Annotated in this window: 12 protein-coding genes, 1 other RNA gene and 1 pseudogene; 8 read left to right on the forward strand and 6 right to left on the reverse strand. The window is 64.8% G+C overall.

Annotated features, from left to right (window positions below):
- Positions 1-85: 85 nt before the first annotated feature.
- Positions 86-931, reverse strand: a complete 846-nt coding sequence (locus IVB07_RS02795; protein ID WP_018453015.1) for a transporter substrate-binding domain-containing protein — start codon at positions 929-931, stop codon at positions 86-88.
- A 193-nt stretch (positions 932-1124) separates the two neighbouring features.
- Here IVB07_RS02795 and ffs point away from each other — a divergent pair.
- The 5 genes from ffs (at position 1125) to IVB07_RS02820 (ending at position 4636) form a co-directional block, all read left to right on the forward strand.
- An RNA gene (gene ffs / locus IVB07_RS02800) (signal recognition particle sRNA small type) lies at positions 1125-1221 on the forward strand.
- A 94-nt stretch (positions 1222-1315) separates the two neighbouring features.
- Complete coding sequence (locus tag IVB07_RS02805; protein WP_018453016.1) at positions 1316-3133, forward strand: DNA polymerase III subunit gamma/tau; 1818 nt, start codon at positions 1316-1318, stop codon at positions 3131-3133.
- Positions 3134-3238: 105 nt separating this feature from the next.
- Complete coding sequence (locus tag IVB07_RS02810) at positions 3239-3568, forward strand: YbaB/EbfC family nucleoid-associated protein (protein WP_007597704.1); 330 nt, start codon at positions 3239-3241, stop codon at positions 3566-3568.
- 1 nt (position 3569) lies between these two features.
- Complete coding sequence (gene recR / locus IVB07_RS02815; RefSeq protein WP_018453017.1) at positions 3570-4172, forward strand: recombination mediator RecR; 603 nt, start codon at positions 3570-3572, stop codon at positions 4170-4172.
- 26 nt (positions 4173-4198) lie between these two features.
- Entirely contained in the window at positions 4199-4636 is a 438-nt protein-coding gene (locus tag IVB07_RS02820) for a hypothetical protein (RefSeq protein ID WP_026232439.1), read from the forward strand.
- Positions 4637-4775: 139 nt separating this feature from the next.
- Here the strand turns inward: IVB07_RS02820 and IVB07_RS02825 are convergent, their stop codons facing one another.
- The 3 genes and pseudogenes from IVB07_RS02825 to rmuC all read right to left on the reverse strand — a co-directional run bounded on the left by IVB07_RS02825 (position 4776) and on the right by rmuC (position 7791).
- Positions 4776-6140, reverse strand: a complete 1365-nt coding sequence (locus IVB07_RS02825) for an MFS transporter (protein ID WP_018453019.1) — start codon at positions 6138-6140, stop codon at positions 4776-4778.
- Between the two features lie 86 nt (positions 6141-6226).
- Positions 6227-6529, reverse strand: a pseudogene (locus IVB07_RS02830) (GIY-YIG nuclease family protein).
- A 62-nt stretch (positions 6530-6591) separates the two neighbouring features.
- On the reverse strand, positions 6592-7791 hold the full coding sequence (gene rmuC / locus IVB07_RS02835; protein WP_018453022.1) for a DNA recombination protein RmuC: 1200 nt from the start codon (positions 7789-7791) through the stop codon (positions 6592-6594).
- Positions 7792-7962: 171 nt separating this feature from the next.
- On the opposite strand from rmuC, the gene def reads away from it, so the two are divergent.
- The 3 genes from def (at position 7963) to truA (ending at position 10281) form a co-directional block, all read left to right on the forward strand.
- On the forward strand, positions 7963-8487 hold the full coding sequence (gene def / locus IVB07_RS02840; RefSeq protein WP_007597693.1) for a peptide deformylase: 525 nt from the start codon (positions 7963-7965) through the stop codon (positions 8485-8487).
- Positions 8488-8499: 12 nt separating this feature from the next.
- The gene (gene fmt / locus IVB07_RS02845; RefSeq protein WP_018453023.1) at positions 8500-9423 is read left to right on the forward strand and encodes a methionyl-tRNA formyltransferase; all 924 of its coding nucleotides are present in this window, start codon (positions 8500-8502) and stop codon (positions 9421-9423) included.
- 120 nt (positions 9424-9543) lie between these two features.
- Positions 9544-10281, forward strand: coding sequence for a tRNA pseudouridine(38-40) synthase TruA (truA, locus tag IVB07_RS02850; RefSeq protein ID WP_026232440.1), 738 nt, complete (start codon positions 9544-9546; stop codon positions 10279-10281).
- A 164-nt stretch (positions 10282-10445) separates the two neighbouring features.
- Here the strand turns inward: truA and dapE are convergent, their stop codons facing one another.
- The gene (dapE, locus tag IVB07_RS02855; RefSeq protein WP_018453025.1) at positions 10446-11612 is read right to left on the reverse strand and encodes a succinyl-diaminopimelate desuccinylase; all 1167 of its coding nucleotides are present in this window, start codon (positions 11610-11612) and stop codon (positions 10446-10448) included.
- Positions 11609-12259 (reverse strand): DUF805 domain-containing protein, encoded by a 651-nt coding sequence (locus tag IVB07_RS02860; protein ID WP_018453026.1) that lies wholly within the window; start codon positions 12257-12259, stop codon positions 11609-11611. Before IVB07_RS02860 ends, dapE begins: the two co-directional genes overlap by 4 nt.
- Between the last annotated feature and the right edge of the window lie 81 nt (positions 12260-12340).

Here is a 12340-nt window from a genome sequence, read left to right on the forward strand (position 1 = left end):
TCGTCCGGGGCGATGCGAAGCATCGAGCCCGGAATCTCGAGATTCCGGGTTCGCCCTTTGGGCGCCCCGGAATGACAGTGGAAGACTACAGCGAAACGCCCGGCGGAATGTCCGCCTCGGTCACGCCCACCAGCTCCATGTTGGTGATGATGGCGTTGCGAATGAAGCCGAGGCCTTTGTTGAAGTCGATCCAGGTGTTGACGTAGTCGCGCCAGGTCTTGTCGGTCTCGCGGCGGAAGCCGGCGTTCGACGTGGTAGCAAAGATCGGCGTCGGCAGCACGAACTGGCCCAGCGAGGGATTTTTCTTCAGCACCGTGAGCGACAGCATGGTGATCAGGCACTGCGCGTCGACGCGGCCGGTCTGGAGCGCGGCGGTGGCGTCGTCGGCGGTCTTCAGCCGCGAGATCTGCGCCTTCGGCGTCAGGCGGCTCACGACTTGGTCGTGCGAGGAGCCCTGGTCGACCGCGATCTTGATGTCGGGCGAGTTCAGCTCGGCCCAGCTCTTCGGCTTGAAGTCCTTCTTGCAGAGGATGCCGAAGGCGTTGTTGAAGACCGGCACCGAGAAGTCGACCACCAGCGCGCGCTTCGGGGTCGGGTTGAGGCCGAAGAAGATGTCGATCTTGTTGGACTGCAGGTCGAGCACCGAATTGCCCCAGGTGGTCTCGGTGATCTCGAGCTCGGCCTCCATGTCCTCGGCGAGCGCCTTGGCGATGTCGACGTAAAAGCCTTTCCACTGGCCGGTCGAAAGATCCTTCATGTAATAGGGCGCGCCGCCGCCGACCGCGCCGATCCGCATCTTCTTGGTGCGGCGGATGCGGGCGAAGGTCGATTCGTTGGTATCGGCGGTCTGCGCCACGGCAGGGGAGGCCAGCGTCGCCGCGCCAATCGCGCCAAGTCCGACAATCGATGCAACATCACGACGTGTAACCATTGGGATCAATCGCTTTTCTGTTGGAAGAAGTTCCGGCAGCGTTCTTACCAAGGCGCCTCCGGCAGTGAAAGCACAGCCTATCGGCTGGGCAGACCAGGAATTGCCCGGATGCTGGGCAAGCCACCATGAAGCCGCGCCTGTTCAAGCCGATACCCGCTTGCTTTCCGGTCCTTTTGGCCCCAAATAGGGGCCGGGAGATTGGCGGTGGACGAGCCACTCGCCAACCGGGTCAGGTCCGGAAGGAAGCAGCCCTAACGAGGTCCGGATCGGGTCGCTCGTCAGTCTCCTACCTGTTTTTCCGAGCGAATTGCGCCGGCGGCTCGGGCCGCCAGCGCGCTCCTTTCCGCAAAGCCGGCCGAAAGACACTTCATTGCGGATCGACCGATGACCGACGCTGGCGCCCCTCCCAACCCTGACAGCGCCGGCCGGGCCAGCACGCCCTACCGGGTGCTGGCGCGGAAATACCGTCCTTCCTCGTTCGACGATCTGATCGGCCAGGAAGCCGTGGTCCGCACCGTCTCAAATGCGTTCGAGACCGGTCGCATTCCGCAGGCCTGGATTCTCACCGGCGTCCGCGGGGTCGGCAAGACCACCACTGCGCGCATCCTTGCCCGCGCGCTCAACTACGAGATGCCGGATGGCTCGGTGAAGGGCCCGACGGTCCAGATGCCGACGCTCGGCGTGCATTGCCAGGCCATCATGGAAAGCCGGCACATGGACGTGCTGGAGATGGACGCGGCCTCGCACACCGGCGTGGACGACGTCCGTCAGATCAATGACAGCGTCCGCTACGCGCCGGCCAGCGCCCGCTACAAGGTCTACATCATCGACGAAGTCCACATGCTGTCGACGGCGGCGTTCAACGCCTTCCTGAAGACGCTGGAGGAACCGCCGGAGCACGCCAAGTTCGTGTTCGCAACGACCGAGATCCGCAAGGTTCCGGTCACGGTGCTGTCGCGCTGCCAGCGTTTTGACCTGCGCCGCGTCGAGGCCGACGTGCTGATGAAGCATCTGGCCAACATCGCGGCCAAGGAAAACGTCGAGATCGAGCCCGAAGCACTAGGTATCATCGCACGCGCCGCGGAAGGCTCGGTGCGCGATTCGCTCTCGCTGCTCGATCAGGCGATCGCGCATGCGGCAGGCACCGTGAAGGCCGATGCCGTCAGGCAGATGCTGGGGCTCGCCGACCGCACCCGTGTCATCGATCTTTTCGATTCTCTGGCGCGTGGCGACATCGCGTCCGCGTTTAGGGAGTTCCGCGACCAGTACGACGTCGGCGCCGATCCGATCGTCGTGCTCTCGGATCTCGCCGAATTCGTCAATTTCGTCACCCGCGTGAAGATCGTGCCGGCGACCGCCGACAACGTCGCCTATGGCGAGACCGAGCGCGTGCGCGCGCGGGATTTCGCCTCGAAGATCTCGATGCGCGTGCTGTCGCGGATGTGGCAGATGCTGCTCAAGGGCATCACCGAGGTGCAGGCCGCGACGCGGCCCGCCGCAGCCGCCGAGATGGTGCTGGTGCGCATCGCCTATGTCGCCGACCTGCCGACGCCTGACGAAGCGATCAAGATGCTGGAGCAGAACGGCGGTGGTTCGCCGGTCGTGAGCGGCGGCAGTGCCGCGCGCAACGCGCCGGCCGGGCCGGTGGCGTCCGCGGCTCCCGTTCGCATGCCGAATTCGTCACCGTCCTCGTTCGGCGGCGGTGGTGCTCGTCCGCAGATGGCAACACCCGCGCCGGATCCGCAAGCTGCCACGCCCGTGTTGCGCGTCACGAGCTTCACCCAGCTCGTTGCCCTGGCCGGGCAGAAGCGCGACCTCCTGACCAAGGGCGCGCTCGAAGGCGACATGCGCCTCGTTCGTTTCGAGGAGGGCCGGCTGGAAGTCGCGCTCGAGCCGAACGCCTCCAAGACCATGATTTCCGATCTCGCGCGAAAATTCGAGCTCTGGACCGGGCGCCGCTGGACCGTGATCGTCTCCAACGAGCCGGGCCAGCCGACGCTGCGCTCGGTAAGCCAGGCGGCCAAGCAGGAACATGCGCGCACCGCCGAGGCCGATCCGCGCGTGCGCGAGGTGCTGTCGCGGTTTCCGGGTGCGAAGGTCGTCGAGGTCCGCAGGCTTGCCCCCGAGGCGCCGGAATCCGATATTAACGCCGACTATGGCAGTGACGATCCGCCCGACGGTTCCGACGGCGACGATCTCTAGAGCATGATCCGGAAAAAGCGTGCAGCGCTTTTCCGACTGGATCACGCTCAAAACAATCAGCGAAGGCGCGACGATGAGTCATCGCGCCAACCAAGGACAGCACCGATGGTCGATATTTTCGGCATGATGAAGCAGGCGCAGCAGCTGCAATCCAAGATGCAGGAGATGCAGGACCAGCTCGCCAACGTCGAGGTCGAGGGCATCTCCGGCGGCGGTCTCGTCGCCGTGCGCATGACCGCGAAGATGGACGTCAAGGGCGTCAAGATCGATCCTTCGCTGATGAAGGCGGAAGAGCGCGAGGTGCTCGAGGATCTGCTCGTCACCGCCTTCGGCGAGGCCCGCCGCAAGGCGGAAGCCGCCATGCAGGAGAAGATGCAGTCGCTCACCGGCGGGCTCGGTCTGCCGCCGGGGCTGTCGGGGCTGTTCGGCCAGTAGGATGGGCGCTGTTGCGGGTCCTGAAATCGAGCGGCTGGTCCAGCTTCTCGCGCGGCTGCCGGGCCTCGGTCCGCGCTCGGCGCGGCGCGCCGCGTTGCATCTGATCAAGAAGCGCGAAGCGCTGATGATACCGCTGTCCTCGGCCATGCAGGTCGCGCTCGAGAAGGTCCAGGTCTGCAAGACCTGCGGCAACATCGACACGCAAAGTCCCTGCACGGTCTGCACCGATCCGAGGCGCGACCCCTCGATCATCGTCGTCGTCGCCGACGTTGCCGATCTCTGGGCGCTGGAACGGGCCAATGCCACTCAAGGGCGCTATCACGTGCTGGGTGCGACATTGTCGCCGCTCGACGGCGTCGGCCCGCAGGACCTCACCATCGAGGCGCTGGTCGCGCGCGCGCATGAGGCACAGGTGCATGAGGTCATCCTGGCGCTGAATGCCACCGTCGACGGCCAGACCACGGCACATTACATCACCGACCTGCTTCAGGACGCCAACGTAAAAGTAACCCGGCTCGCCCATGGTGTGCCGGTCGGCGGCGAGCTTGATTATCTCGATGAAGGTACGCTATCGGCCGCGATGCGGCAGCGCACCCTGTTCTAGCCATCCAGACTTACGGAACGGACGACATGACGAAACTTTTCGCCACACGATGGGCTTTGGTCGCGACGCTGACGATGCTGGCGACGCCGGCCATCTCCGCGCAACAGGACGACGGGGCTCCGCCGCCGTCGAAGCCCGGCAAGCCGATCAATGCCGGGGAGGTGCTGTCGGGCGAGCTGAACACGATGAAAGTGCGCGACGTCAAGAACGTCGGCAAGCGGGTTGCGACCTACCAGATCACCTCCGAGCCGCGCCGACTGCCGCCGCCGAGCGGGCTGTGCAATCTCGAGACCGGACCCGAAACCTTCCAGCTCGTTCCCAGCGGCGACGCGCAGGCAGCGCAGCTGAAGACGTTTGCCGGCAAGGAGATCTCGGTCAAGGTCGACGAAGTCGCCTGCGCCAGCGATCCCGGCCAGATGAGCGAGGCCGTGATCACGAAATGGAGCCTGATCAAGAAGCAGTAGGGGGCGCCCCGTTTGCTCGCCACACATATAAGCGCATCTGTTTTTCGTCATGCCCGGGCTCGTCCCGGGCATCCACGTTTTTGGCGCCGCGTAGCAAGGCGTGGATGGCCGGGACAAGCCCGGCCATGACGGCGTTGCGCTAAACCCGCACCGGCCCCAGCGCATCAAAATGCCCGCGCTTCTGCAACCAGGCCAGCAGCACCAGGCTCGGGATCGCCACCAGCATGCAGATCACGAAGAACAGCGGCCAGCCGGTGGTATCAGCCACGAAGCCGGCGCCTGACGAGAGATAGGTCCGCCCCACCGCGGCAAGCGCGGTGAGCAGCGCATATTGCGTCGCCGTGTGCAGCGGGTTCTGGCAGAGCGCCGAAAGATAGGCGACGAAGATCACCGTGCCGATGGCGCTGGTGAAGTTCTCACAGGTGATGGCGAAGGCGAGCGCCCATTGGCTGGTGCCGACGAAGGCCAGCCAGGAGAAGGAGAGGTTCGCGAGCGCCTGCACCACGCCGCCGATCCAGAGGCTGGTCGCAAGCGAATAGCGCCGCGCGACGAAGCCGCCGGCAAAGCCGCCGATCAGAGTCGCAGCAAGGCCCACGCCCTTCACGATCGCCGCATAGTCGTTGCGGGAGAAGCCGAGGTCGATCACGAACGGCGCGGTCATCGTGCCGGAAAAGGCATCGGTGAACTTGAACAGCACGACGAAGGCGAGTGCCGCAAGCGCGTCCTTGCGCGTCAGGAATTCCGAGAAGGCGCCGATTGCCGCGTGCAGCACGCGCGCGAGCGCGGTCTGCGTCTGCGTCGCGGCTTCCGCCCGCAATGACTGCTCGGGCTCGGTCGCGACCAGCGCCGTGATCGTCCCGATCAGGACCATCGCCGCCATCACCACATAGCCCCACATCCAGGCGGACGTGCGGGTGATGCCGGTGCTCTCGAAGCCGGAGACGATGAACAGCGCGCCGGCGGTCGAGACCAGCATGCCGATGCGATAGGCCGCGACATAGGACGCCATGCCGGCGGCCTGCTCGCTCTCCGGCAGGCTCTCGACGCGGAAGGCGTCGACCACGATGTCCTGCGTCGACGAGGCCGTCGCCACCAGCAATGCGCCGAGCGCGACGTAGAACGGCGAGCGCGCGGGATCGGTCAGCGCCAGCAGCAGGATCGCTGCGATCAGCAGCAATTGCGAGAACAGCAGCCAGCCGCGGCGCCGCCCGAAGGCGCGCGTGAACAGCGGCACATGCATCGCATCGACCAGCGGCGCCCAAAGGAATTTCAGCGTGTAGGGCGTGCCGACCAGCGCAAACAGCCCGATGGTCTTGAGATCGACGCCGGATTCCCGCATCCACACCAGCAGCGTCGAGCCCGACAGCGCCAGCGGCAGCCCGGACGAGAAACCGAGGAACAGCACGATCAGCACCCGCGGCTGCAGGTAAACGGCAAGGCTGTCACGCCAGGAGGTGGGGGCCGTGCCGGGGCCGGCAGGGGAGGTCGCGTCGGGTGCGGTCATGGGGTGGTGTTAGCAGATTCTGAGAGCCACAAGTGAGGTGTCGTCGCCCGGCTTGACCGGGCGACCCAGTATTCCAGAGGCCGGAGTTATGGAGGGCCCGCGATCTCCGCATAGAGATCGTTCCAATCGGGATTATCCTTCTCGATCAGCGCAATCTTCCAGGCGCGCGTCCATTTTTTCAGGCGCTTCTCGCGTTTTATCGCATTCTCGGGATCATCGAATTGCTCGAAATAGACTAGCTTCACAACGCCCTATTCCTTCGTGAAGCTCTCGACTAACTGCAATTTGTGTTCGGCCACACGGCGGATGAGATCGTTCGTTACGCCAATGTAGAGCGTGTCGCCCATCTTGCTGGCGAGAATGTACACGTAGTAGCAGCGCCCGCCCATCTGCCGTCTCTGGGATACTGGGTCGCCCGGTCAAGCCGGGCGACGACAGTGTGTTCTATATTCTACTCCCCCGCCTGGAGCTTCCTCGGGAACAACTCGGCAGCGCCGGTCGCCACGAGATGCGGGGCTTCGGGGGCATCGCTCTTGCTGAAATCGAGCTCTTCGATGCGCCCCGCGCGCTTCTCGATCTTGTCGGCGGAGATCAGGATCTGGCGGACGTCCTCGTTCGCGTCGGCAAAGTGCTTCTGCAATTTCAGCACGCGATCGCGCAGGCGGCCGAGGTCGTCGCCGAGCTTGATCACTTCGGTCTGGATCTGGTCGGCGGCATCGCGCATGCGCGCGTCCTTCATGATCTGCTGCATCACCTGGATTGCGAGCATCAAAAGCGACGGCGACACCAGCACGACGCGGGCGCGATACGCCTTCTGGATCACGTCGTCGAAACCGTCGTGGATCTCGGCGTAGACCGATTCCGACGGCACGAACATCAACGCCATTTCCTGGGTCTCGCCGGCGACGAGATATTTTTCGGCGATGTCGCTGACATGCTTCATCACGTCACCGCGCAGCCGCTGCGTGGCGATGCGCTTTTCCTCGTCGGTGCGCGCATCATGCAGCGCGGTCATCGCCTCCAGCGGAAATTTCGCGTCGATGCAGAGCGGACGCTGGTCGGGCAGGAACACGACGCAGTCCGGACGCTTGCCGGTCGAGAGCGTGAACTGGAACTCGTAGGCGCCCTTCGGCAGACCGTCCTGGACGATCGCTTCCATCCGCGCCTGACCGAAGGCGCCGCGCGACTGCTTGTTGGCGAGCACGTCGCGCAGGGTCGTCACCTGCGTGGTGAGGTCGGTGAGGTTCTTGTGTGCGCTGTCGATGATGCCGAGCCGCTCGTGCAGCGCGTGCAGGCTCTCCATGGTGTTGCGGGTCGAGTGCTCCATGGACTGGCCGACGCGGTGGGTCACCGAATCCAGCCGCTCGTTGACCGCGCGCGCCATGTCGGCCTGGCGGCCGGCCAGCGTCTGGGTCATGGCGTCGACTCGCCCCGAAGCCTCGCTCTGGGCGTGCAGCATCTGGCTGATGCGCTCCTCGAGCTCGTCGGCGCGGATGGCGTTGGCCATCGCGAGTTCCGCGCCGCGCCGCCCTGACCGCGCGATCACGACGGCAATCACGAGCAGCAGGATAAGGACCAGGGCGCCGAAGCCGATCAGCGCGTCCACGGTGCGCACCGGCCAGTCGCCAAGCATGAAAATGATCTCGTTCATGCCCCTGCTTCTAGCCGATTCGCTTCGAGACACGAACGAATAGCGAACATTTATGGTAAATGCTCTGTTAATTTTTATGGTTAACGAAACCTGAAGTTTTATGGTTAGCGGAGGGTTAACGGGGTTCCCGGCCGCATTGACCGCATCGAACGCGCGGCTTAAATCGCGGCCATGGCCCTCAGAGAAATCATCATCCTGCCCGACAAGCAGCTGCGTCTGGTCTCCAAGCCGATCGAGAAGGTCACGCCGGAGATCCGCAAGCTTGCCGACGACATGTTCGAGACCATGTACGACGCGCCCGGCATCGGGCTCGCGGCGATCCAGATCGCGCAGCCGTTGCGGCTGATCACCATGGACCTCGCCAAGCCCGACCAGGACGGCGAGACCAAGCCCGAGCCGCGCGTCTTCATCAATCCGGAAATCATCGCCTCTTCGGAGGACCTGTCGGTCTACGAGGAAGGCTGCCTGTCGATCCCCGAATATTACGAGGAGGTCGAGCGCCCTGCGAAGGTGCGGGTGCGCTACACCGATCTCGACGGCAAGGTGCACGAGGAGGACGCCGAAGGCCTCTACGCCACCTGCATCCAGCACGAGATCGACCATCTCAACGGCGTGCTGTTCGTCGACTATCTGTCAAAGCTCAAGCGCGACCGCGTGCTGAAGAAGTTCGAGAAAGCCGCCAAGCGCGCGGAGTGAGGTTCTCTGTCGATGCCCCTCCGCCTGATCTTCATGGGCACGCCCGATTTCTCCGTGCCGACGCTGCTCGAGCTCGTCGCGCATGGCCACGAGATCGCGGCCGTGTACACGCGCGCGCCGAAGCCCGGCGGACGGCGCGGGCTGCAATTGCAGCCGACCCCGGTGGAAGAGGCCGCGCGAAAGCTCGGTGTGCCCGTGCTGACGCCGAAGACTTTGAAAACGCCGGAGGCGCTGGAAGAGTTTCGCGCCTTTGACGCCGATGCGGCCGTCGTCGTCGCCTATGGCATGATCCTGCCGCAGGCGATCCTCGATGCGCCAAAGCTCGGCTGCTACAACCTGCACGCCTCGCTGCTGCCACGCTGGCGCGGTGCCGCTCCCATCAACCGCGCGATCATGGCCGGCGATGCCGAGAGCGGCGTGATGGTGATGAAGATGGATGTTGGCCTCGACACCGGCGACGTCGCTATGGCGGAACGGCTCGCGATCACGGACAACATGACCGCGCTCGATCTGCACGATCGTCTGTCGCGGCTCGGTGCCGATCTGATGGTGCGCGCCATGGCCGCGCTGGCGCGCGGCGGGCTTCAGCTGAAGCAGCAGAGCGAGGACGGCGTCACCTATGCCGCCAAGATCGACAAGGCCGAGGCGCGGATCGACTGGACCAGGCCCGCGCGCGAGGTGCTGCGCCATATCCACGGCCTGTCGCCGTTTCCCGGCGCCTGGGCCGAACTTGAGAATGCGCGGGTCAAGATCCTGCGCTGCGAGCTGGCGAAAGGCACGGGCGCACCCGGCGAGGTGCTCGACGATCACCTCACCATCGCCTGCGGCGAGGGTGCAATCCGTCTGATCGAGCTCCAGCGCGAAGGCAAGGCACGCATGCAGGCCGCGGACTTCCTGCGCGGCGTGCCGTTGAAGACCGGCGCCAAATTCACCTGACGCTGTCATACCCTGCGAAGGCGGGGTATCCAGTACGCCGAGGCTTCTCGGTCGAACGGATAGGCTGCGGAGTACTGGATTGCCCGGTCGAGCCGGGCGATGACAGCGAAACTGGACAAGATGCCCCGCTACAAGCTCACCATCGAATATGACGGCGCGCCGTTCTTCGGCTGGCAGGTGCAGGAGACGCTGCCCTCGGTGCAGGGCGCGTTGGAGGCCGCTGTGAAGGCGATGACCGGCGCGGATGCGCGCGTCCATGGTGCCGGCCGCACCGATGCCGGCGTGCATGCGCGCGGCCAGGTCGCGCATGTCGATGTCGGCAAGCAGTTTCCGCCGGGCCGTTTTCGCGACGGCTTGAATGCGCATCTGCGCCCGCATCCTGTCGCGGTGCTCGAAGCGGATATCGTGCCTGATAGTTTCGAGGCGCGCTTTTCAGCCATCAAGCGCCACTACCGCTACCGTATCGTCAACACTCGCGCCAATCTCGCACTCGATGCCGGCCACGCCTGGCGCGTGCCGCGCCGGCTCGACGCCGATGCGATGCATGCGGCGGCACAACGCCTGCTCGGCAAGCACGATTTCACCACCTTCCGCGACACCGAGTGCCAGGCCAGGTCGCCGGAGAAGACGCTCGATCAGCTCGACGTGCTGCGCGACGGGCGCGAGATCACCATAGTCACCTCGGCGCGCTCATTCCTGCACAGCCAGGTGCGTTCGATGGTGGGGTCGCTGATGTGGGTCGGCGAAGGCCGCTGGACCGCCGATGATCTCTCCGCAGCGCTCGCCGCACGCAACCGCGCCGCCTGCGGCATCGTCGCCCCGCCGGACGGGCTGTATCTGATGCAGGTGGATTACTGATGGGATGAGGGCGCGTACTCTCGCTACATCCCCCCACTGTCATGCCCCGGCTTGACCGGGGCATCCAGTAGCCGTGGCCTCTCGGCTCAGTCACTGTCGTCTCTGGAATACTGGATCGCCCGATCAAGTCGGGCGATGACAGCGGAGTGGGCAGGCGGAAGAGCCTACCCAAAATACCTCGCCAAAATCCCGCGATACACCTTGGTCAACCGCTCCAGGTCCCTGACCGGCACGCGTTCGTCGATTTGGTGCATGGTCTGGCCGACCAGGCCGAATTCGATCACCGGGCAATAGCTTGAGATGAAGCGCGCGTCCGAGGTGCCGCCTGAGGTCGACAGCTCCGGCTTGCGGCCCGTCACTTCTTCGATCGCGGACACCGCGAGATCGGTGAACGGGCCGGGCTTGGTCACGAACACGTTCGAGTTCGAGGGCTCCCAGACGATGCGGGCGCGAATGCGGTTGCCGCAGGCTTTTGTCAGCCGCATCTCGACCAGCTCGCGCAGGCTCGCCTGAGTGTGGTTGTCGTTGTAGCGGATGTTGAATTTTGCGCGCGCTTGTCCCGGGATGACGTTGTTGGCGGTGTTGCCGACGTCGACCGAGGTGAATTCGAGGTTGGAGGCCTGGAACTGCGCGCTACCATGGTCGAGCGGCTCGTCCGAGATGGCCACGATCAGCCGCGCGATATCAGGCACCGGATTGGCGGCGCGGTGCGGATAGGCGACATGGCCCTGCACGCCGTCGACATACAGCGTGCCGGATTGCGAGCCGCGGCGGCCGACCTTGATGGTGTCGCCGAGGGTCTCGACATTGGAGGGCTCGCCGAGCACGCAATGGTCGAATTTTTCGCCGCGCTCGGCCGCCCACTGCAGCAGCTTGATGGTGCCATTGATGGAGACGTCTTCCTCGTCGCCGGTGATCAGGAAGGAGATCGAACCTTTGCCGTCGCTGCGCGGCTTGCCGTCGTTCGCGGCCAGATGCTCCAGCACCGCGGCGACCGAACAGGCGATGCCGCCTTTCATGTCGACCGCGCCGCGGCCGTGCAGAAAGCCGTCCTTCACCTCGCCCGAGAACGCGCCGACGCTCCAGGCGCTCTCGTCGCCCGGCGGTACCACGTCGGTGTGGCCGGCAAAGGTGATGTGCGGCCCGTCAGTGCCGATCCGCGCAAAGAGATTGTCGACGTCGGCGGTGCCGGGCTCGCTGAAAGTCACGCGGTGGCATGTGAAGCCTGCCGCATTGAGGGCTTTTTCGAGCACGCCCAGTGCACCGGCATCGGCGGGGGTTACCGAGGGGCAGCGGATGAGATCGCGGGCAATCGAGAGAGCATCGGTCATGCGCCCCGCTTAACATGCATGCCGCCGGGTGGGCTAGCACTGGGCGGGACAAATTCGATCTCGCTCTGCTGGTCCCAGCTTTTCGTCGAAGGTGCGGGCGCGGAGCCATCTTCAAGGACGGCCAGTGGATCGGGGCCGAACCGGTTGTCGCCCGAGGTGCCGGGCACAATGAACATTTCCACGAGGCCCCAAAACCACGGAATGTGCACGGCCCAGGCGACGGCAAGAACCCAGTTTGAATTGGTGGGCAGCAGGTCCGAGAACTGGTCGAACAACGCAGGCACGACGAAGAACGGAACCAGCCACCAGCCGCTCCGGTCGCGATCGTGCAGCCGCTTGGTCGCGGTTGCGAGATAGATCCACAGGAATAGCAAAGTGCCGAACACTTTGAGGATGAGGGTCGCGCGATCGGCCGTAGCCAGCTGACGATAGGCCCTGGGATCGACCACGTTGAAGATGTCGTCGACACCGAAATCGAAGTCGACCTTGAAGTTGAAGGCGAAAGTTGCCGCCCCGTTCAGCACCTTGATGGCCTGGTCGATCATCCCGAGCATGCAGGCCAGCATCATGACGAGCAGCAGCGCCTGCCACAGCAGCGCGCGGTTGATGCGGCCGTCGAAGCGGAAGAGATACCAGATCCAGTCCATTCCAAAGGCTCCGGGCGGGAAAGGTCGCCCGGATGTTGGTCGCGATGGGGGGAGGGCGGGTTCGATGGACCCTCGGTGTCG

Source organism: Bradyrhizobium sp. 172, from assembly GCF_023101065.1.
GTDB lineage: Bacteria > Pseudomonadota > Alphaproteobacteria > Rhizobiales > Xanthobacteraceae > Bradyrhizobium > Bradyrhizobium canariense_D.